The following is a 21,076-nucleotide window of genomic DNA, read 5'->3' on the forward strand; positions in this document are numbered from 1 at the left end:
GGGCCCACAGGGCACGGGGGAGGCACGACTGCCCGCGGCTGCGAGGGGCGGCTGCCGTCAGGCTGTGTGGGCGGCCTCGGGTGTCGGGGGCGGTGCCGGGCACCGTACCGGGTGCGCCGGCAGCGTCACGGTGACCGACAGACCCTCGCCCGGCGCCGTCCGCACCGCGCTGGTCCCGGCGGTGATGCACCTGCTCGGCCGGGCCAACTGGTGGCTGCCGGCCGCCCTGGACAAGCGGCTGCCGCAGCTGGCGGTCGAACCCGGGGAGGACGGTCCGCAGTCCGGCCCCGGGGCACCCTCGGCGATCCCCGCCCAGCGCGGCGGCCCGTCCTCCGTCGTCCACGGTTTCGTCCGCACCGCCGACGGCGAGCCCGTCGAGGGCGCGGCGGTCACGCTCATGACGTCCGGCGGCCGCCAACTGGACCGCGTCGTCTCCCTCGCCGACGGCGCGTACATCGTCTCCGTCCCGGCCCCGGGCACCTACCTGCTCGCGGTCACGGCGGCTGCGCACGGCTCCCGGGCGGCGCACGTGACCGTGACGGACGGACCGCTGGTGCACGACGTGGAACTCACCCCCGGCGGGGTGGACGCCGTCAACTGACGGTGCCGGGGCGCCCGTCGCCGTCGACGGGTGCCCCCGTCCCCGTGGGCGCCGCCTTCTTCGCGGGGTCGGGAAGCGCCTTCGTCATCCCCGGCAGGAAGTCCGTGAACAGTTCGTGCACCTCGCGGACCAGCGGCCGCAGCACCCGGAAGCGGGCCAGGGCGATGCCCCGCGCGGTGAGCCGGGCACCGCGCTCGGCGAGCCGGTAGCTGCGCTCGCGGCCCTCGGTGCGGTCGAAGATCCAGTACAGGCACAGCCCCATCTGCGACAGCCACATCAGTTCGGGCAGGATGTCGCGCAGTTCCTCGGGGACCTTGGTCTTCGTCCCGGCGAGCACCGCCCGGTGCACGCTGATCGCCTCCGCGCGCGCGTGCTCCGACTCCGGGGAGAAGGGGCTGAGCGGGCTGTCCGGGTCGGCGGCGTTCTTGAAGAACTGCACCGCGAACTCGTGGTACGGCGCGGCGATGTCCAGCCATGCCTTCAGCACGCCCGCGAGGCGGGCCTCCAGGTCGGTCTCCCGGGCGAGGATCTCCCGGGTCGCCACCTGGTGCTCGGCGGCGATCCGGTCGTAGAAGCCCTGGATCAGGTGTTCCTTGCCCTCGAAGTAGTAGTACGCGTTGCCGACGGAGACCCCGGCCTCCTTGGCGATGGCCCGCATGGTCGTCTTGTCGTAGCCGCGTTCCTGGAACAGCCGCATGGCCGTCTGGAGGATCAGGGCGCGGGTCTGCTCGGACTTGCTGAGGGTGGCGCCGTCGTCGGGGCCGTCGTTCTTCGCGGGCACGATGGGAGCCTAACGCCCGGGGCGGGTGCCCTCCGGCGCGCTGCAGGTACCGGCGTCGCAGCTCGGCGGGGGTGCCCGGCGCGCGGCTCAGCCGGCCTTGCGGGGCCGCCCGGCGCGGAGGATCTCGGCCAGGGGGCGCTCGACGGGCCGCGGCAGATGCCGGAGGGCCCCGTCTCCAGCGGAGACGGGGCCCTCACGGACGTACGGCGACGTACCTCAGTAGCGGCGCGTGATCAGCGCGCGCTTCACTTCCGCGATCGCCTTCGTGACCTCGATACCGCGCGGGCAGGCGTCCGTGCAGTTGAAGGTCGTGCGGCAGCGCCAGACGCCGTCGCGGTCGTTGAGGATCTCCAGGCGCTGCTCGCCGGCCTCGTCACGCGAGTCGAAGATGAAGCGGTGCGCGTTGACGATGGCGGCCGGGCCGAAGTACTGGCCGTCGTTCCAGAACACCGGGCACGACGTGGTGCACGCGGCGCACAGGATGCACTTGGTCGTGTCGTCGAAGCGCTCACGGTCCTCGGCGGACTGCAGGCGCTCGCGCGTCGGCTCGTTGGTGTCCTTCGTGATCAGGAAGGGCATCACGTCCCGGTACGCCTGGAAGAACGGCTCCATGTCCACGACCAGGTCCTTGAGGACCGTGAGGCCCTTGATGGCCTCGATCGTGATCGGCTTCTCGGGGCTGATGTCCTTGATCAGCGTCTTGCACGCCAGGCGGTTCTTGCCGTTGATCCGCATGGCGTCGGAACCGCAGATGCCGTGGGCGCAGGAGCGGCGGAAGGTCAGCGTGCCGTCCAGATCCCACTTGATCTTGTGCAGACCGTCGAGGACGCGTTCCTTGGGGTCGATCTCCAGCTGGAAGTCTTCCCAGGTCGCCTCGGCCGAGACCTCCGGGTTGAACCGGCGGATCCGGAAGGTGACGGTGATGTAGGGGGAGTCGGCGAAACCGGGCTCGGGGGAACCGGCCGCGTCCGCCTTGTCCAGAACAGGGGTAGCCATCAGTACTTACGCTCCATCGGCTGGTAGCGGGTCTGGACGACCGGCTTGTAGTCCAGACGGACGGTCTCGGTGCCGTCGGCGCCGACCTCGCGGTAGGCCATGGTGTGGCGCATGAAGTTGACGTCGTCGCGGTTCGGGTAGTCCTCGCGGTAGTGACCGCCGCGGGACTCCTTGCGGGCCAGCGCGGAGACGGCCATGACCTCGGCCAGGTCGAGCAGGTTGCCCAGCTCGACGGCCTCGAGGAGGTCGGTGTTGAACCGCTTGCCCTTGTCCTGGATGGCGACGTTCTTGTAGCGCTCGCGCAGCTCGGCGATCTTCTCGACCGCCGTCTTGATCGTCTGCTCGGTGCGGAACACCATGACGTTGGCGTCCATGGTCTCCTGCAGCTCGCGGCGGAGCTCGGCCACCCGCTCGTTGCCGGTGGAGGAGCGCAGGCGCTCGATCTGCTCGACGACGAGGGACTCCGGGTTCTCCGGCAGCTCCACGAAGTCGGCGGTCTGCGAGTACTCCGCCGCGGCGATGCCCGCCCGCTTGCCGAACACGTTGATGTCCAGCAGCGAGTTCGTGCCCAGCCGGTTGGCGCCGTGCACGGACACGCACGCGACCTCGCCGGCCGCGTACAGGCCGGGGACGACGGTGGTGTTGTCCGCCAGGACCTCGCCCTGGACGTTGGTCGGGATGCCGCCCATGGCGTAGTGGGCGGTGGGCTGGATCGGGATCGGGTCCGTGTAGGGCTCGATGCCGAGGTAGGTCCGCGCGAACTCCGTGATGTCGGGCAGCTTGGCGTCCAGCTGCTCCGGCGGGAGGTGCGTGAGGTCCAGGAAGACGTGGTCGCCCTCGGGACCGCAGCCGCGGCCCTCGCGGATCTCCGTGTAGATGGAGCGCGAGACGACGTCACGCGAGGCGAGGTCCTTCATGACCGGCGCGTACTTCTCCATGAAGCGCTCGCCGTCCTTGTTGCGCAGGATGCCGCCCTCACCGCGGGCGCCCTCCGTCAGCAGGATGCCCATGCGCCAGATGCCGGTCGGGTGGAACTGGAAGAACTCCATGTCCTCCAGCGGCAGCCCGCGCCGGTACACGGCGGCCTGGCCGTCACCGGTCAGCGTGTGCGCGTTGGACGTCACCTTGAAGAACTTGCCGGTGCCGCCGGAGGCGTAGATCACGGCCTTCGCCTGGAAGATGTGGATCTCGCCGGTGGCCAGCTCGTACGCGACGACGCCGGCCGACCGCTTGACGCCGCCGACCTCGGTGATCAGCTGGTCCAGGACGTAGAACTCGTTGAAGAACTCCACGCCCTCCTTGACGCAGTTCTGGTACAGCGTCTGGAGGATCATGTGGCCGGTGCGGTCCGCCGCGTAGCAGGAGCGGCGGACCGGGGCCTCGCCGTGGTTGCGGCTGTGACCGCCGAAGCGGCGCTGGTCGATCGTGCCGTTCGGGGTCCGGTTGAACGGCAGGCCCATCTTCTCCAGGTCGAGGACGGAGTCGATGGCCTCCTTCGCCAGGATCTCGGCGGCGTCCTGGTCGACCAGGTAGTCACCGCCCTTGACCGTGTCGAAGGTGTGCCACTCCCAGTTGTCCTCCTCCACGTTGGCCAGCGCGGCGGCCATGCCGCCCTGCGCGGCGCCCGTGTGGGAACGGGTGGGGTAGAGCTTGGTCAGCACGGCGGTGCGGCTGCGCTTGGTCGCCTCGATGGCGGCCCGCATACCGGCGCCACCGGCGCCGACGATGACGGTGTCGTACTTGTGGATCTTCATGATTCTCGCAGCCCCGTGCCTAGCGGATGTTCGGGTCGAAGGTGAAGATCACCAGCGTGCCCAGCAGGATGGTGAACACCGTGGCGGTGTAGAGCAGGCCCTTGAGCCACAGCCGGGTGTTCGGCCGCTCCGCGTAGTCGTTGATGACCGTGCGCAGGCCGTTGGCGCCGTGCAGCATCGCGAGCCACAGCATCAGCAGGTCCCAGACCTGCCAGAACGGCGAGGCCCAGCGGCCGGCCACGAAGGCGAAGCCGATCTTGGAGACGCCGCCGTCGAGCACCAGCTGGATCAGCAGGTGGCCGATGACCAGGACGACCAGGACGACGCCGGACAGGCGCATGAACAGCCAGGCGGCCAGCTCGAAGTTGCCCCGGGTGGACTTCGGGGTCTTCTTGGTCCGCTTGCGCGGGGGCTCGATGACCGGTGCCGGGTTGTCGACGGAGTAGAGCGAGTCGCCCTCGACGGGGCCGATGCCCGAGGCGGTGGTGTCAGTCGTGGACATGGGTGTCAGCTCCCGAACAGTTCACGAGCGGCGTGGCCGAGCACGGGGTAGATCGCCCCGATCATCAGCACGAGCCACAGGGCGACGACGGTCCAGAGCATCTGCTTCTGGTAGCGGGCGCCCTTGACCCAGAAGTCGACGGCGATGACACGCAGGCCGTTGAGCGCGTGGAAGAGGATGGCGGCGACGAGGCCGTACTCCAGCAGCGCGACGATCGGCGTCTTGTACGTGGCCACGACGGTGTCGTAGGCCTCGGGGGACACCCGCACGAGAGCGGTGTCCAGCACGTGAACGAACAGGAAGAAGAAGATGAGGACGCCGGTGACTCGGTGAGCCACCCAGGACCACATTCCTTCCCGGCCGCGGTACAGCGTTCCAGCCGGCACGGAAATTTCCTCCGGGAGCGGGGATTGGGGCCGCGCCGGCTTTCCTTGTCGGTCGGGCCCGGCCGGGTACGGTCCACCGGCCCCCAGCATGGTAGCGACGTGTGTCTGCGGCGCTCACGGGGGGCCTGCCGGTGTGATCAAAGTTGCACTCAAAGGAGTGCGGGCCGGGCTACCGGGGCGGGACTTTGTCGTGTTTGCCGGGTGCGGGCCCGTTGGTGACCGGTCGCGAAGTTCCCCGCGCCCCCAGGGTCTGGGCCAGCCGCTCCCTGGCGAGGAGCCGGAGCTGCTCGGCGGCCACCGCTCGCTCGTCCTCCGGATCGTTCGCCAATCGTGACCGGATGTCCTCCAGGACCCGGTCCAGGACCTCGTCCTCGGGGACCCCGTCCAGGCAGATCACGAACACGTGGCCGAACTTCGCCTCGTACGCCGCGTGGGCCGCGTTCAGGGCCGTGTGGGCGGCCGTGTAGGTGTCCTCGGGGAGGGAGGGGAGCGCCTCGGCGGAGAGGGCCTCGGCGAGCTCCTCGGGGGAGAGGTCGTACGTCGCCTCGTCCGAGGCCGCCAGGAGGGACGCCACGTCGGGATACGGGCGGTGGCCGGCGAGGAGCAGGGCCCAGCGCGGGCTGTGCAGACAGGCCAGGAGGGCGCGCTCGGCGTCCTGGGCGGGGGCGGTGTTGAACCGCTCGAGCGGGGACGTGGTGCCGGGCACGCCGCGGGACTGTCCGGGTATGGCGACTCGGCCGGGGAGGTCTGGGAGACGGTGCGCAGGCAGCGTGGGTCCTCGTGGGCGTCGCGTGTGTGTCGGTGGAAGATGCTGTGAGAGTTGTGACGTCACGTTATCGAGTGAGTCCGAGAGGTGTCCGATCGGTACCCCTGATTCACCCGTACGGCAGAGTTTGAGAACGGCTCGTCGACACCCCTCACCCGAATGGGCCGTACGTTGGCGGGGTGAGTCAGCACAGGCAGCACAAGCGGCACAGGCAGCACAGGCGGCGCTCGGCGGCGGGGGCGGTGAGCGAGCGACGGGTGCTGGTCGCGGCCGTCGCCGGGGGAGCGCTGGTGGCCGCGTCCGGTGTGAGCCTCGGCCTGTGGGCCACCTCCGGCGACGACGGCGCGTCCGCCGGGCCGGCGGCGTCCTCCGCGGAGAGCCCCGGCGGTGCGGACGAGGCCGCCGGGACGACGCCCGGAGCGAGTCCCCGTCCGAGCCCCAGCCGCCTCTTCCCCCTGTCGAAGGCGCCGCGCACCATACCCGCCGTCCGCGCGCACACGGCGGAGCGCGGCCCGGGGTGGCGCCCGGCGCGTGACCACCGGGTGGTCGTGGCCGATCCGGTGCTGGCCGACGAGGGCCGGCTGATAGCGGGGGAGCTGGGACTGACGTACGCGGGCGGGGAGGACGACGAGCGGGACGGGGACCTCCGGCTGGAGCTGAACCGCGACGCCGGCGCGAACCCCGAGTCGTACACGATGACCGTGCGCGGGGGGCGGGTGACCGTCACCGCCCCCGCGGAGGCGGGCGTGTTCTACGGCACCCGCACCCTCAAGCAGGCGGTGAAGGGCACCGGCGCCGCCCCCGAGGGCGTGGTGCGTGACGAACCCGCCAAGCAGCGGCGCGGGCTGATGCTTGACATCGCGCGCAAGCACTACGACGCCGACTGGATCGAGGACCGGATCCGTGAGCTCGGCGACCTGAAGTTCAACGAGATCGGCCTGCACTTCTCCGACGACCAGGGCTTCCGCATCGAGTCCGACACGCACCCGGAGATCGTGTCCGCGGACCACCTGACCAAGGCGCAGGTCAAGAGGATCGTCGGCCTCGCGGAGAGCCGGCACATCACCGTCGTGCCCGAGATCGACTCGCCCGGGCACCTCGGCGCGGTCCTCGCCGCCCACCCGGACCTCCAGCTCCGCGACGCGGGCGGCGGTGCCGTGCGCGGCGCGATCGACATCTCCGAACCCCGGTCCGCCCGGATCGTCGACGATCTGCTGAAGGAGTACGCCGGGCTCTTCCCCGGCGGACAGTGGCACCTCGGCGGCGACGAGTACCAGGCGCTGGTGGTGAACGACCCCGAGGCGTCGTTCCCGGACCTGGCCGCCGCCGCGCGGGAGAAGTACGGCTCCGGCGCGACCGTGGAGGACCTGGCCACCGGGTGGCTCAACGACCGGGCCGCCACCGTCCGCGCCCTCGGCCGCACGCCCCGCGCCTGGAACGACGGATTCTTCCGGGACGGGTCGGTGCGGGCCGCGAAGGACATCCAGGTCGCCTACTGGACCGGCAAGGAGATCGGCGCCCGGCAGCCGGCCGAGTACCTCGGCGAGGGCCGCGAGGTCGTCAACCACAACGACGAGTTCCTCTACTACGTGCTCGGCGAGCCCCTGACCTTCGTCTACCCGACGGGGGAACGGATCTACGAGCAGTGGACGCCGCGGGTGCTGCGCGGCACCACCGCCGTCCCGGAGCGGTACGACCGACAGATACTCGGCGGGTCGTTCGCCGTCTGGGGCGACCTGCCCCGCTCCCAGACCCAGGAGCAGGTGGCGGCAGGCATCCGCATGCCGCTGCGGGCGACCGTGCAGAAGCTGTGGGACCCCGACGAACCCGAACTGTCCTGGGCGGAGTTCCGGAAGCTGGCGGACGAACTGGGCTGACCGCCGCGCCCTGCCGTCCGCAGACGGATTGCCGCATAAGCCTGCGGACCTCCGTACGACTGTGGTGGTGTTTTCGTGATCCGAACCGACACACGGGGGGAACACCGGCACATGGGCTACTGGGGGTATTTCGTCGTGGGCCGCGGGGAGCGGCCGCTCGCCGAACTGGACGCGCTGGCCGGTGCGGCCGGGGGCATGACCCTGCGCACCTCGGCGCCGGACGGATGGCAGGTGTGGGAGTACCCGGGCGGCGAGGGCGACATCGGGAACATGAACGACCTGGCCCGGGAGACCGGTGCGCCCGCGCTCTTCGGATACGTCATGGACAGCGACTGCGTGGTGGTGGAGGCGGCGTCGCCGGAGAGCGGGGCGTGGACGACGTGCCTGGCGCGGGACGCCATGGCCGGGTACCTCGACGGGCAGCGGGAGGGGCTGACCGTGGACGACTACTTCCTGGAGCCCGCCGACGCCGCCGAGCGCGCCGTTTTCTGGGCCGAGGAGGCGGGCCACACCGTGTCCGCCGACGAGGTGGCCGAGGTGCTGAGGTCCGCCCCCGATCCGATGGCCGAAAATCTCTTCTTCCGTCTTCTCGACCGGCTCGGCGTGGTGCCCCAGTGACACTCCGGGCCCGTCGCACGCAGTAAGGGGAGATGCGGGCTCCGTAGGGGATGAGGCCCGTGAAGGGCCTCGTCCGGGGCCTGTGACGACCCGCAGTGGGAGGCGTGGATGAGCCTGGTGGAACTGATCGCACAGGCCGACGAGCGCGGGCTGGCCGTGAGCGGGTTGGCTTGTTTGGACCGGTGCGTGCCGTTGCTGGGCGGCGACGACGAGGTGCTGCGCCCGCTGTGGGCGAGCCTCGCGGCGGACGCCGCCCCCGCCGACTGGACCGAACGGCTGGAGCAGACGCGCGGCAAGCTGGACGCCGCGGCGGGCGACGCGGACGAGGCCGTGGTGCTCGCGCACCGGATGCTCGTCACCGCCCCCGCGGAGCGGTCCGCCGCGGGGCTGCGGGAATGGGCCGACGGCTGCTCCCTCGCCGCGCTGCGGATCCACCGGCTGCTGGACGGCGCCGGCGCCGGGGGAACCGGCCCGGCCGACGAGTGCCGGGAGGGCGCCGCGGAGGGCCTGTCACCGCTCCTCGCCGCCGAACTGCGCCGCCAGATCACCGTGCTGGAACTCCTCTCCGCCCACGGCCCGGCGGGGCTGCGCGGTGCGCTGGAGGTGTCGACGGAGGGACGGCGGGTGCTGCGCGCCGCGGTGTCCCGCCGCAGCCGCAGGGACGGCTGACACCCCCGGCCGGCCCGGCACGTCCACGGGGCCGCCGGGTACGGCGGGTCATGTGACCGTCCCGGGGCGGTCCCGCGCCCGTTGCGGGAACCTTCCGGAACCCGGGTGACGAAACCCTTCGCCGCAGCGCTCTTGAGGATGTGACGACTGCGACGACTGTGACGACACAGCAGGAGACCAGGCCCTCGGCGGCGACGAAGCCGGCCCGCTGGGCGGCGGACGCGGTGGCGGCGATGCGCGAAGGGGCACGGCTGCGCCTCGACTACTCGGCGCGCAGTCTGTGGAGCGTCGACCGGATGATCGAGGACATACGCGGCGAGGCGGCGCCGTACGCCGCCGTGGAGCTGGTGCTGCGCGGATTCGGCGCGTACGCGGGCGAGGTGATCGTGCGTCAGACCGGAGGGGAGTGGTGGTCCTCCGGCGGCGACCACTGGGTCCGCACCCCCGACGGCCGCCTCTGGGACCCGATCGACGAGGCCCGGCGCTGCTACACCCACGACGGTTCCCTGCGCCTGCTGTGCCGTGACGCCACCGGCGGGGGACCGCACCCGTGACCGCCCGGCGCCGTCCGGCCGTGCGCGGTGTGACGTCTTCACGCGCCGGCCGGCCGGTAACCGGGGCGGACACGGAGCGGACGGGGTCCCGCGCGGGTCGCGCGGGGCCCCGTCCGTCGTCGTCACGGTGTCACGGTGTCAGCGTCTGGCCCAGCCGCAGGTCCGCCGCCAGGCCGAACGTGCCCCTGCCGTAGAAGACCGTGGAGCTGTAACCGAGTCCTGAGCCGTTGCTCGGGAGGTACAGGACCGCGCCGTCCCACGTGTCCTCGCCCTCGGCGCCGAACGTCAGGTCCGCGCGGCCGTAGCCGGACAGGTCCGTCAGGGAGACCGCGGAGCCGAACCGGTCACCGGACTCCGTGGCACCGGGGACGCCGGAGGTGTCCTGGGAGATGAACAGCGAGCCGGATCCGGTGATGCCGGACGAACCGCCCCGGAAGAGGATCGCGCTGCCCGCGTCCTTGCGGTTGACGCCGTCGCGGGTGAGGTCCTCACCGAGGGAGCCGGCCAGGACGTCCGCGTAGCCGTCGCCGTTGAAGTCGCCGGCCGAGACCGAGATGCCCAGCGCGTCGCCGGCCTCACCGCCGCCGGGGACACCCGAGGTGTTCTGGTGGATCGTCCTCATGCCGGTGGTGGTGAACCCGCTGGACGTGCCCAGCAGCATGGTGATCTGCCCGCCGGACGCGCTGCCGGACTCGGCGGTGTACGGCTGGCCGATGACGATGTCGTCGTACCCGTTGTTGTCGAAGTCGCCCGCGGTGATGGAGCGCCCGCCCTTGACCGAGATGACGCCCACCTTGGCCAGGCCGGACGCGGAGCCCGCGAAGCGGACGACGCGGCCGGTGCCGCCGGTGTCGCGGTAGTTGAGGGCGACGTCCGCGTAGCCGTCCCGGTTGAAGTCGCCGCTCGCGGCGTCCAGGTGGGCGAGGGATCCCGTGGAGCCGGTGAGCGTGCCGTACTTGGTGGCGCCGCCGGTGTGACGGGCGTTCCAGTTCCCGCCGTTGCCGGAGCCGGCCGCGAACACGTCCGCCTTGCCGTCGCCGTTGAAGTCGCCGACGGCGACCGTGCTGCCGAGCTTCGCGCCGGAGCCGGTGACACCCGACGTGGTGTACCCGAAACCGGTGTTCAGCGCCGGGCCGTACATCACCACGACCGAGCCGCGGTCGGTGTAGGTGTGGTCCTCGCCGGGGGCGCCGATCGCGAGGTCGGCGTGGCCGTCGCCGTTGACGTCGCCCCAGGCGGTGGAGGTGCCGAAGGCGTCACCGTTCTCGTTGTTGCCGGACACGCCGGTGCTGTTCTGCGAGAGGGTCCTGGCGGCACCGGAGACCGGTCCTTCGACCCCACCGGGGACCACGGTGACGCTGCCGGCGCCGCTGAGGGCCTTCGGGGTGCCCGCTACCAGGTCGGCGAGGCCGTCCCGGTTGTGGTCCGAGGTGGCCAGGGCGTGCGAGATGCCCGGCGTCTTCGCGAGCGCGGCGATCCGCGACAGCTTCGGGTACAGGTTGAGGCCCGGGCAGGCCGTGTAGTTGGTGTCCCGGTGGCCGAAGACCCGCGGCAGGGTGACCGACTCACCCTTGTCGATCTTGTTGCCGCTGACCCCGGCGTCCGTGCCGGAGGTCAGCGTGACCCTGCCGGTCGGGTCGATGCCGTACATCCCGAACTTCCAGGCGACGACGCGCGCGATGGAGTCCATCGCGGCCCGGCTCGGGTGCGCGCTCTCGAAGTTGCCGATGTACGAGATGCCGAGCGTGTCGGTGTTGAAGCCGACGTCGTGGGCGCCGACCACCGGCAGGTCCATGCCGCCGCTGCGGCCCTCGAAGATCTGGCCGCAGCGGTCGACGACGAAGTTGTAGCCGATGTCGTAGTAGCCGCGTGCGAAGTGCTCCTGCTGGATGGAGCGCATCCGGGCGCGCGAGTCGGCGCAGGACACGGCGTTGTCGCTGTCGACACCGGTGTGGTGGACGACGGCGGCCTTGATCTCGGTGCCGTAGCTCGGCGTGCCGTCGTAGTCGGTGGACGCGCCCCACTCGGCCTGCGTGATGACGGGCGGCTTCACGACCGTCGAGGGGCGGGGCTCGGGGACGGTGGGCGTCGGGGAGGGCGACGCGGTCTCCGTGGCGGTCTCCGACGGGGATCCGCTCGGCGCCGGGGACGCGGTGTCCGTGGCCGTCTCCGTCGCCGGCGGCGACGACGGCGGCTCGGTGGTCTGCGTCTGAGTCGGCGCGGGCGTCACCGGGGCCGTGGTCTCCGCCGTGAACGCGACCGGGTCCATGCCGGCCACCGCCGGGGCGCCCTCGGGGTCCGTGCCGGGGTCGAGCAGCTTGACGTCCATGCCGGCCGGCTGGCCGCCCGCCTGGGTGCCGTCGTCCTTCACCACCCGGACCTCGACGCCGTCGGCGTCACCGGTCCACACCGAGGCCGTGCCGCCGCGGGTCGCCGCCCGCTCGCCCTCCGCGCCGTCGGCCTGGTTCTCCTCGTTCTCCAGTTCCTGCCAGCCGGACCACTTGCCCGTCTCCAGGTCCCGGGTGCGCACCTCGGGCGTGCCCTTGGCCTCCGCCTCGGGGTTGTCCCAGGTCACGAGCACCGCGCTGAAGCGGTCGGTGGTCTGCCGGTCGAGACCGCGGCGGCCGGCACCCCGGTCCTCCAGCCTCAGTGTGTGGATGCTCGGCTCGCGCGGCTTCTCCGCGGTCTCGGCCGGTGCGGACGACTGCTCGGCCACCGCGTACGTGACGACGCCCGCGCCACTGAGCACGACGGCTCCGACGGTCAGCCACGCACGCCGTTTCAGGCTGAGCGGCTTGTACGCATGGGTCCTGCGAGGACTCAACTACCCCACCCCTAGACAAGGAACATGGACACCACCTGTCCCACAGGTGGCACTCACACAGCGCCAAGCGCTGGCCAAACGTCACAGTCCTGGTCACGGGACCCGCGCATTCCCCGGCCGCCTTCACGGACGTACGGGAGGTCGAAAAGTTGTAGAGGGACTGTGAGTTGACCGTGTGGTGATCGCCACGTCCGTGACCCGTGATGATCGCGGCGCCGCGCCCGCTTGGTCTGCCGGGGGGACCCGTCCCGGGTTGCCCGGCAGAGCGAGCGGAGGGGCGGTGTCCCATGGAGGGGGCGGACGAGCGAGTGCCGGGCGCGTCACAGATGCGCCCGTACGCGGCGGCCTTCGTCGCCCGGGCGACCGCCCGCAGCAGGCTGCCGCTGGACTACTCCGTGGCCAGCCTGCGCGTGGTGGACGCCCTGGTCGACGGCCTGCGCAAGGGCGGGGCGGACCGCGAGCGGGTGCGCGGAACGCTGCTCGCGCTCGGCGCGTACGTCGGTGAGGTACTGGTGCGCCGCGCGGGCGGAGTGTGGGTGGACCTCGACGAAGGGCAGCGCGCGTACTTCGGCCAGCCGGTCGGGGTCCGGATGCCGGACGGCCGCATCTGGAACCCGGTCGGCAAGGTGCACAACCGGTTCGAGGCGGGCCGGCAGGAGTCGCTGCAGACCTTCTACCTGGTGCTGCACGGCCGGGCCGGCCGGACCGCCGCCTGACGACACGAACACAGAGACATGGGGGGATTCCCGTCGTGGGGAAGCGTGACGGACGCGGGGAACGACGAGGGCGCGGGAAGGGGCGCGGGGACGGAGACCGGCGCGGGAGCGGAGACCGGCGCGGGAGCGGACCGGGACGCGGCTCCCCGCGGGGCCGGTCACGGGCCGGGGGGCGACGCTGGACGCGGACCGTACCGGCCGGGCTGGCCTTCGCGGCCGTGATGGTCGCCTCGGGAGCCGCCGTGGCGTACTACCAGGACCGGCGGGGCGCCATTCCGGACGACGCGGCCGCGGCCGCCGGGGACATGCTGGAGGGCAACGCCCTCGCGACCGGCACGGCCCCCGAGCCGCGCCCCTCGGACAGCCCCGAGCCCTCCCCCTCCCCCTCGCCCTCCGCGTCCTCCGCGCCCCCGTCCCCCGGTCCGTCCGCCTCCGCCCCGGCATCGCCCGGGCGGACCGCCGTCCCCGCCACCGGCCCCGGCACCTTCACCACCGCGCGGGCCGACGGAACGGTCGTCGGCACCGGCGGCCGCGTCCGGCGCTACATGGTGCTGGTCGAGGACGGCATCGACGTCCCGGCGAGCGCGGCCGCCGCCGAGATCTCCGCGGTCCTGGCCGACCGCCGGGGCTGGACCCGGGACGGTGTGAACGCCTTCCGGCTCGTCGGCTCCGGTCCGTACGACTTCGTCGTGAAGATCGCCACACCCGGCACGACCGACCGCATCTGCGGCGCGGCCGGCCTGCTGACCCGCGGTGAGGTGAACTGCAGTGTGGGCACGGACGTGGTGGTCAACCTCAAGCGGTGGGTGCTGGGCTCGCCTCAGTTCGACGGGCCGATCGGCGAGTACCGCGCGCTGATCGTCAACCACGAGGTCGGCCACCGCATCGGACACGGCCACGAGGGCTGCCCCGGACCGGGACGCCCGGCCCCCGCGATGATGCAGCAGATCAAGGGGCTGGACGGCTGTGCCGCCAACGCCTGGCCCTACGAGCGGGACGGCTCCTATCTGGGCGGTCCCGCCGTTCCCTGACGGCAGGTCAGCGGCGCCGGCCGGCCCGTACGCCGCGCACGCGGTGTCTGACGGGCTGTGACACTTTCGTGGCGCCGGACGCTGATGACCGTGGGGGTGTGGGCGCCGTCGGACGTGCTCACGCCAAGCGATAGCGATGCGCTACCCGCTCGGTACGGACGAGGACAGTTCTTGGGCCACGGAGGGGAATCCCGCCGCACGCAGGCGTACGACGGGGAGCTGGGCGCGGCCGTCGCGCGGGCCCAGAGGGGGGACGAGGCCGCCTTCGCGGTGGCCTACCGCCTCGTGCAGCCCGGACTGCTCGCGTACGTGCGCGGGCTGGTCGGGGACGACGCCGAGGACGTGATGTCGGACGCCTGGCTGGAGATAGCCCGCGACCTGGGGAGGTTCCAGGGCGACGGGGCCGGCTTCCGGGGCTGGACGGCGACCATCGCCCGGCACCGGGCGCTGGACCACCTGCGCCGGCAGCGCGTACGGCCGCGGGCGTCGGCGCTGGAACAGGACGTGCTGGACCTGCCCGGACCGCAGAGCACCTACGACCAGGCCATGGAGTCCATGTCCACCGAGCACGCCCTCGAACTGGTCGGCGGGCTGCCGCGGGACCAGGCCGAGGCCGTGCTGCTGCGGGTGGTGGTCGGTCTCGACGGCCCCGCCGCCGCCCGCGTCCTCGGCAAGCGGCCGGGCGCGGTACGGACGGCCGCGTACCGGGGTCTGAAACGGCTGGCCAAGCAGCTCGGCGTCGAAAGTGTGACGGATAAGGCGTCGCGGACGCTGGGTGATTCGACATGAACGTGGGCCGGGACGGCGGGCGGCGCGGCGACGCCCGGCCCGGACCGTCCGGTCCCGGCGGCCCACGGCGGCCCCCGGGGGCCGGGCGCTGAACAGGCCGGACACGCGGAACGTATCCGTCGGTCCGGGCGGAGCCGCCCACGCGGGCACGCCGCACGGGCGCGGCGCGCCGCGTGAATCGAGTGGATCGAGCAGGGACGGGAACGCACATGGGTGAACGGCAGAGCGACGGCGGGCAGGGCGGCCGCCGGCGTGTGCACCCTGAGGGCACGGCGGCCGCGCAGGGCCGTCCGGCTCCCGTCCTCGGCGGGCGGCGTGCCGTCGACACGGCCGAACTGGAGGCCCTGCTGGCCGCCGCGCTGATCCGCGGCGGCGTGGACGCCGGGGCCGAGGAGCGGGCCGTCGCCGCGTTCCTGGCCGCCCGTGAGTCGGGGGCGCATGGCGCGCGCACCCGGCGCCGGGACGACTGGCGGGCCCGTCGGTGGCGGTTCGGCAGCCACTCGCTCAGGGCTACGCTCTCCGCGCTGGTCGCCGGCCTCACCCTGAGCGGGGTCGCGGTCGCCGGGATCGGCGTGACGGGCTCCTCGACGGACGGACCGGCGGAGGACGGCAAGGGCACCCGCGCGCCGTCCGGCGCCACCGCCCCCGCCACCCCGAAGTCCGCCGGTCCGGGCGCCGGCTCGGACCGGCCGGACCCGGACCGCCCCGGCACGGCCCGGGACACCGAGGCCCGCTGCCGTGCCTACGAGCAGGTCGAGGGGCGCGGTGAAGCGCTGGACGCGACGGCCTGGAAGCGGCTGACGGAGGCCGCGGGCGGCGCGGCGCACGTCGACGCCTACTGTGCCGGGCAGCTGGAACGGGACACGGCGCGGCCCGGGAGCACCGGGACGCCGGAGAACAAGAACACCGGCGGGACGGACGGGGCCGGGAACGGCTCCCCGGGCAAGGCGGGTGACACCGTCCCGGACAACGCGGACGGCAACGCGGGCAGCGGCGTCGGCCCTGCGGACGGCGCGGACAACGCCGACAACGCCGACAACGCGGAGAACCCTGAGAACCCGGCCGCCGGCTCCGGCGGTGCCGGCAGCGGTTCGGACGGAAGCGCGGGCAAGCCCGCCAAACAGGGCGCCCAGAACCCGTAACGCACGCCCCATGGAGCCTGTTGACGGGAGGGACGGACGAACGCCCGCCCGCGCCGCTGCCGCCGAGGCAACGGCCGAGGCCGCCACCCCCCACAGGAGAGGCCCCGGCCGTCGCGCGGCACGGGCCGCGCGGCGACCCGTACTCTCTACAGCGCCAGGGGTGCGTTTTTTGTCACACCATCCTGTGTCACGGGTCAGTTGCATCTTGGACGGACATGGACGGGGAGAGGATTCAGGCCGTAACGTGCCTTTCGCGCCAGGCTGCGGCGGACACATGACCACGAACCGCCCGCGGCCTCGAGACCGCAATCACCAATTGAGCAACCACGACGGCGAGCAACCCGGTCCGCGAGAGCGGCGCCGGCTGAGGCGCAGAAGGGCGCGCGCGGTGCTGGGGGACGACGCGGAGCTGACCGCCGCGGTGCGTGCGGCACAGGACGGGGACGAGACCGCGTTCCGCACGGTGTACCGCGCCGTGCACCCGCGGCTGCTGGGATACGTCAGGACACTGGTCGGCGAGCCCGACGCCGAGGACGTGACGTCCGAGGCGTGGCTGCAGATCGCCCGTGACCTGGAGAGGTTCACCGGTGACGCGGACCGGTTCCGCGGCTGGGCCGCCCGCATAGCCCGCAACCGCGCGCTGGACCACATACGCATGCGCGGACGCCGCCCCGCGATCGGCGGCGACGAGACCGAGCTCACGGGGCGGGCCGCCGAGTCCGACACGGCGGGCGAGGCGATCGAGGCGCTGGCCACCGACGGCGCGTTCTCCCTCATCTCCCGGCTGCCGCAGGACCAGGCCGAGGCCGTCGTCCTGCGCGTGGTGGTGGGCCTCGACGCCAAGTCCGCCGCCGAGACGCTGGGCAAGCGTCCCGGCGCCGTGCGGACGGCCGCCCACCGGGGCCTGAAGCGGCTGGCGGAGCTGCTCGGTGACGATCCGGAATCCGCCGGGGTGCTGGACGCCCTTCCGCCCCAGAGAGAACCACGCCGTCGTACGGTGAGGTCCGCGAGTGTGACGCAGATGCGAACGCGGACGCAGAAGGACATGTGATGGCCGACGAGCAGGACAGGTGGCTGGACCGCGGGACCGCGGAGCGCTTGCTGAACGGAGAGCCACCCGAAGCTGCCGACCCCGCCACCCGTGACCAGGCCGAACGGCTCGCCGGAACGCTCCGCGCGCTCTCCGGCCCGCCTCCCTCGGCCGACGGGGAACTCCCCGGTGAGGCGGCCGCGCTGGCCGCCTTCCGCGCGTCGCGGGCCGAACGCCAGGTGCGGGCCGGCGCGGACCGGGACACTGCTCACCACGCCGGGACGAAGGCCTCCGGCCCCGGTCCGGTCCGTGTCGGTGCCGCCCGCGGTGATCGTTCCGGAACCGCGGACGGACCCCGACCTTGGCGGCCCCTGCGCCTCGGTCTGGCCGCCGCGCTGGTCGCCGGCATGGTCGGTGGCGCCGCGGTCCTGGCCGGCGCGGGAGTCCTGCCCACGCCGTCCGACGAGACCCGCTCCGGCCCCGCGGCCTCCGTCACCGCCACCGCCACGCATCCCGAGCGCCCTCTGCCGTCGTCCCCGCCGGGGGACGGCGGAGCCACGCCCGGGGGAGCGCACTCGGAGAGCGCCGCCGGCCGGGGCGAGGACGGGTCGGACGCCCGGGGCGACGGGGACGCCGACGCGCCGGGGAAACCCGGCCCGGACGCCGGTGACCCCGCGGCCCGTTCGGGACGCGGCGGGAAGCTGATCGCGTCGGCCTGCCGCGCCTGGCGCGAGGGCAAGCAGCTGAACGGCGAGCGCAAGCGCCTCCTCGAGAACGCGGCGGGCGGCCCCTCCCGGGTCGGCGGGTACTGCGCGCACGCGCTGTCCGCGGAGGACACGAAGGACACCAAGGACACGAACGGCGCGGGGGGTGCCGAGCGCACGGGGGAAGCGAAGGACACGGACGACACCGGTTCCGGGGCCGGGAACGGCACCGGCGAGGGCACCGGCAAGGACCAGGGCGGGGACGACGGCAAGGGCAACGGCAGCGGAGGCAGCGAGGGTCAGGGGCAGGGCAGGGACCGCGGTGCCGACAAGGGCGGGAGCGGACAGCCAGACCACGGAAACGCACCCGGAAACCGGCCCTGACCTGCCTTTTCGTCGGCCGCTGAAAATTTCTCGCCGACGGGTGTGACACTTCTGGCCCCCGTGACGCAGTAATGAGTGAGCCGACTGGTCATCGGCCGTCGCACGGAGCCGGGGTTCCCCCCGTACCCGCGGCTCGTGCACCCGGCGCGGGCGGGACACGTTCCCCCGGTCCCGCCCGCGCCCCATCTCACCAGTGCACGACGACCTTGTCGCCGTCGCGCACCTGCCCGTACAGCCGGGCGATCGCCCCCTCGTCCCCTACGTTTACGCAGCCGTGCGAGGCACCGGCGTATCCCCGCGCGGCGAAGTCGGCAGAGAAGTGCACGGCCTGGCCGCCGCTGAAGAACATGGCGTACGGCATGGGGGAGTCGTAGAGCGTGGACACGTGGTGCCGGGACTTCCAGTAGACGCGGAAGACACCCTCACGGGTCGGTGTGTACGCGGAGCCGAAGCGCACCGGCATCGTCGACACCGTGCGGCCGTCGATCATCCAGCGCAGGGTGCGGGTCGACTTGCTGATGCACAGCACCCGGCCGGAACGGCAGCGCGGGTCGGGCGCGTCGGCCGGCTGACCCCCCATCAGGTACAGCTCCCACGTGCCCGGCTCGCGCGTCATGGCGAGCAGCCGCCGCCAGGTGACGGTGTCGGTCACCCCGGTCCTCGGCAGTCCGCGCTTGCCCTGGAAGCCCCGGACCGCCTCCACCGTCAGGTCGTCGTACGTTCCCGTGGGCCCGTGGAAGATCCAGGCGACCTGCCGCAGCCGGGCCTGGAGTTCGCGCACGTCCCGCCCGGAGTCACCGGGGGACCACAGCACGCGCGGCGCCCGCCGCGCCGACGGGGCGCCGGAAGGGGACGCGCTCCCGGCGCCGTCCGGAGCCCGGGACGCCGGCGGGGACGGCGTCCGGCCCGGCACCTCGATCCGCACCGGCGGCCGGCGCTCCCCGTCCGCGCCGGAGGGCTGCACCGTGCAGCCGGCGGCACACGCCGCGAGGGCGGTGAGCGCCGCGAGACCGCCGGTCCCCTTCCTCCCCATGCCCGTACTACGCACCACAGCCCCCCGTCGTCTCAGCGGCCCGCGCCCGGATCTCACTAGAGATTTTCCCCGGACGTGACCGCCGCCGAACAAAGGGGCATGGTGGTGAGTGACCGGCAGGACGACCGCCGAGGTGGACGCTGTGAGCGAGGCCCCATCACGGCTGTGAGGAAGGTCCCAGCGTGCCCCCCTGCACCGGGCCGCACGCGCACCGCTACAGTCCGTCGCAGGTCGGCCTGTACCGGCACCACGACAACCGACGGGTACTGGGCGAGCAACGCCGCTCAGCGGGAGGCATCACACCATGGCGCGCGAGTCGGGCAGTGCCCGATCCACCGAGAGTGGACTGCCCATCGAACCGGTCTACGGGCCGGACGCTCTCGAGGGCTGGGACCCGGCCGAGAAGCTGGGCGAGCCGGGGACGTACCCCTTCACCCGGGGCGTGTACCCGACCATGTACACGGGCCGGCCCTGGACCATGCGCCAGTACGCCGGTTTCGGCACGGCGACCGAGTCCAACGCCCGCTACCAGCAGCTGATCGCCAACGGCACGATGGGCCTGTCGGTCGCCTTCGACCTGCCCACCCAGATGGGCCACGACTCCGACGCCCCGATCGCCTCCGGCGAGGTCGGCAAGGTGGGCGTCGCCATCGACTCGATCGACGACATGCGGGTGCTGTTCAACGGGATCCCGCTGGACAAGGTCTCCACGTCGATGACGATCAACGCCCCCGCCGCCCTCCTGCTGCTCCTGTACCAACTCGTCGCGGAGGAGCAGGGCGTCGGCGCCGACAAGCTCACCGGCACGATCCAGAACGACGTGCTGAAGGAGTACATCGCGCGGGGCACGTACATCTTCCCGCCGAAGCCCTCCCTCCGGCTGATCGCCGACATCTTCAAGTACTGCAGGGCCGAGATCCCGAAGTGGAACACGATCTCGATCTCCGGCTACCACATGGCCGAGGCGGGCGCGTCCCCCGCGCAGGAGATCGCGTTCACCCTCGCCGACGGCATCGAGTACGTCCGCACGGCGGTCGCGGCCGGCATGGACGTGGACGACTTCGCCCCCCGCCTGTCCTTCTTCTTCGTGGCCCGGACGACGATCCTGGAGGAGGTCGCCAAGTTCCGCGCGGCCCGCAGGATCTGGGCCCGGGTGATGAAGGAGGAGTTCGGCGCGAAGAACCCCAAGTCGCTGATGCTGCGCTTCCACACGCAGACGGCCGGGGTGCAGCTGACGGCCCAGCAGCCCGAGGTGAACCTGGTGCGCGTCGCCGTCCAGGGCCTGGGCGCGGTGCTCGGCGGCACCCAGTCGCTGCACACCAACTCCTTCGACGAGGCGATCGCCCTCCCGACCGACAAGTCCGCCCGCCTCGCGCTGCGCACCCAGCAGGTCCTCGCCTACGAGACGGACGTGACGGCGACCGTCGACCCGTTCGCGGGCTCCTACGTCATCGAGAAGATGACCGACGACGTCGAGGCGGCGGCCGTCGAGCTGATGCGGAAGGTCGAGGACCTCGGCGGCGCGGTCAACGCCATCGAGCACGGCTTCCAGAAGAACGAGATCGAGCGCAGCGCCTACCGCATCGCCCAGGAGACCGACTCAGGCGAGCGCGTCGTGGTCGGCGTCAACCGCTTCCAGCTCGACGAGGAGGAGCCGTACGAGCCCCTGCGCGTCGACCCCGCCATCGAGGCCCAGCAGGCCGACCGCCTGGCGAAACTCCGCGCGGAGCGCGACCAGCAGGCGGTCGGCTCCGCCCTCGCCGCACTGAAGAAGGCGGCCGAGGGCGAGGACAACGTCCTGTACCCGATGAAGGACGCCCTGAAGGCCAGGGCGACGGTGGGCGAGGTGTGCAACGCGCTGCGGGAGGTCTGGGGCACGTACGTGCCGACCGACGCGTTCTGAGTCACCTTCTCGCGGG

General features: G+C 72.6%; 20 protein-coding genes. 12 read left to right on the plus strand and 8 right to left on the minus strand.

What is annotated here, in order from left to right; translation table 11 throughout:
- Positions 1–130: 130 nt before the first annotated feature.
- Positions 131–601 (plus strand): carboxypeptidase regulatory-like domain-containing protein, encoded by a 471-nt coding sequence (locus F1615_RS02850; protein WP_425385616.1) that lies wholly within the window; start codon positions 131–133, stop codon positions 599–601.
- Here the strand turns inward: F1615_RS02850 and F1615_RS02855 are convergent.
- From F1615_RS02855 to F1615_RS02880, 6 genes are all read right to left on the minus strand, one after another.
- Complete coding sequence (locus tag F1615_RS02855; protein ID WP_149547266.1) at positions 594–1,382, minus strand: TetR/AcrR family transcriptional regulator; 789 nt, start codon at positions 1,380–1,382, stop codon at positions 594–596. The two genes, F1615_RS02850 and F1615_RS02855, sit on opposite strands and share 8 nt — an antisense overlap.
- Positions 1,383–1,598: 216 nt before the next feature.
- A complete protein-coding gene (locus F1615_RS02860) occupies positions 1,599–2,378 on the minus strand; it encodes a succinate dehydrogenase iron-sulfur subunit (RefSeq protein WP_149547267.1) in 780 nt (259 codons plus the stop codon).
- Entirely contained in the window at positions 2,378–4,132 is a 1,755-nt protein-coding gene (gene sdhA / locus F1615_RS02865) for a succinate dehydrogenase flavoprotein subunit (protein WP_149547268.1), read from the minus strand. The genes F1615_RS02860 and sdhA overlap by 1 nt, the downstream gene beginning before the upstream one ends.
- 19 nt (positions 4,133–4,151) lie before the next feature.
- The gene (locus tag F1615_RS02870; protein WP_149547269.1) at positions 4,152–4,634 is read right to left on the minus strand and encodes a succinate dehydrogenase hydrophobic membrane anchor subunit; all 483 of its coding nucleotides are present in this window, start codon (positions 4,632–4,634) and stop codon (positions 4,152–4,154) included.
- Positions 4,635–4,639: 5 nt separating this feature from the next.
- Entirely contained in the window at positions 4,640–5,020 is a 381-nt protein-coding gene (gene sdhC / locus F1615_RS02875) for a succinate dehydrogenase, cytochrome b556 subunit (RefSeq protein ID WP_078903214.1), read from the minus strand.
- A 169-nt stretch (positions 5,021–5,189) separates the two neighbouring features.
- On the minus strand, positions 5,190–5,726 hold the full coding sequence (locus F1615_RS02880) for a 2-oxo-4-hydroxy-4-carboxy-5-ureidoimidazoline decarboxylase (protein WP_341873407.1): 537 nt from the start codon (positions 5,724–5,726) through the stop codon (positions 5,190–5,192).
- A 320-nt stretch (positions 5,727–6,046) separates the two neighbouring features.
- On the opposite strand from F1615_RS02880, the gene F1615_RS02885 reads away from it, so the two are divergent.
- From F1615_RS02885 to F1615_RS02900, 4 genes are all read left to right on the plus strand, one after another.
- Positions 6,047–7,663, plus strand: coding sequence for a beta-N-acetylhexosaminidase (locus F1615_RS02885; RefSeq protein WP_149547729.1), 1,617 nt, complete (start codon positions 6,047–6,049; stop codon positions 7,661–7,663).
- Positions 7,664–7,774: 111 nt separating this feature from the next.
- On the plus strand, positions 7,775–8,281 hold the full coding sequence (locus F1615_RS02890) for a hypothetical protein (RefSeq protein ID WP_149547730.1): 507 nt from the start codon (positions 7,775–7,777) through the stop codon (positions 8,279–8,281).
- Positions 8,282–8,389: 108 nt separating this feature from the next.
- Positions 8,390–8,950 carry a hypothetical protein gene (locus F1615_RS02895; protein ID WP_149547271.1) on the plus strand — a complete coding sequence of 187 codons (561 nt, stop codon included), beginning with the start codon at positions 8,390–8,392 and terminating at the stop codon, positions 8,948–8,950.
- Between the two features lie 158 nt (positions 8,951–9,108).
- Positions 9,109–9,504 carry a hypothetical protein gene (locus tag F1615_RS02900; protein ID WP_208818236.1) on the plus strand — a complete coding sequence of 132 codons (396 nt, stop codon included), beginning with the start codon at positions 9,109–9,111 and terminating at the stop codon, positions 9,502–9,504.
- Positions 9,505–9,634: 130 nt separating this feature from the next.
- Here F1615_RS02900 and F1615_RS02905 read toward each other — a convergent pair whose 3' ends face one another.
- The gene (locus F1615_RS02905; RefSeq protein WP_149547273.1) at positions 9,635–12,328 is read right to left on the minus strand and encodes an FG-GAP-like repeat-containing protein; all 2,694 of its coding nucleotides are present in this window, start codon (positions 12,326–12,328) and stop codon (positions 9,635–9,637) included.
- 287 nt (positions 12,329–12,615) lie between these two features.
- On the opposite strand from F1615_RS02905, the gene F1615_RS02910 reads away from it, so the two are divergent.
- The 6 genes from F1615_RS02910 to F1615_RS35530 all read left to right on the plus strand — a co-directional run bounded on the left by F1615_RS02910 (position 12,616) and on the right by F1615_RS35530 (position 18,124).
- On the plus strand, positions 12,616–13,044 hold the full coding sequence (locus F1615_RS02910) for a hypothetical protein (RefSeq protein WP_244328624.1): 429 nt from the start codon (positions 12,616–12,618) through the stop codon (positions 13,042–13,044).
- Between the two features lie 242 nt (positions 13,045–13,286).
- Positions 13,287–14,075 (plus strand): DUF3152 domain-containing protein, encoded by a 789-nt coding sequence (locus tag F1615_RS02915; protein ID WP_425385617.1) that lies wholly within the window; start codon positions 13,287–13,289, stop codon positions 14,073–14,075.
- Positions 14,076–14,246: 171 nt separating this feature from the next.
- A complete protein-coding gene (locus F1615_RS02920) occupies positions 14,247–14,864 on the plus strand; it encodes an RNA polymerase sigma factor (RefSeq protein ID WP_149547274.1) in 618 nt (205 codons plus the stop codon).
- Between the two features lie 209 nt (positions 14,865–15,073).
- Positions 15,074–16,006 (plus strand): hypothetical protein, encoded by a 933-nt coding sequence (locus tag F1615_RS02925; RefSeq protein WP_149547275.1) that lies wholly within the window; start codon positions 15,074–15,076, stop codon positions 16,004–16,006.
- 388 nt (positions 16,007–16,394) lie between these two features.
- A complete protein-coding gene (locus F1615_RS02930) occupies positions 16,395–17,057 on the plus strand; it encodes an RNA polymerase sigma factor (protein WP_149547733.1) in 663 nt (220 codons plus the stop codon).
- Positions 17,057–18,124 carry a hypothetical protein gene (locus F1615_RS35530; RefSeq protein WP_167533646.1) on the plus strand — a complete coding sequence of 356 codons (1,068 nt, stop codon included), beginning with the start codon at positions 17,057–17,059 and terminating at the stop codon, positions 18,122–18,124. Before F1615_RS02930 ends, F1615_RS35530 begins: the two co-directional genes overlap by 1 nt.
- 187 nt (positions 18,125–18,311) lie before the next feature.
- On the opposite strand, the gene F1615_RS02940 is transcribed toward F1615_RS35530, so the two are convergent.
- On the minus strand, positions 18,312–19,157 hold the full coding sequence (locus F1615_RS02940) for a L,D-transpeptidase family protein (protein ID WP_149547276.1): 846 nt from the start codon (positions 19,155–19,157) through the stop codon (positions 18,312–18,314).
- Positions 19,158–19,461: 304 nt separating this feature from the next.
- On the opposite strand from F1615_RS02940, the gene F1615_RS02945 reads away from it, so the two are divergent.
- Positions 19,462–21,060 carry an acyl-CoA mutase large subunit family protein gene (locus tag F1615_RS02945; RefSeq protein ID WP_149547277.1) on the plus strand — a complete coding sequence of 533 codons (1,599 nt, stop codon included), beginning with the start codon at positions 19,462–19,464 and terminating at the stop codon, positions 21,058–21,060.
- Positions 21,061–21,076: the final 16 nt, after the last annotated feature.

Origin of the sequence: Streptomyces marokkonensis, from assembly GCF_008312835.1 — a bacterium.
Classification (GTDB): domain Bacteria; phylum Actinomycetota; class Actinomycetes; order Streptomycetales; family Streptomycetaceae; genus Streptomyces; species Streptomyces marokkonensis_A.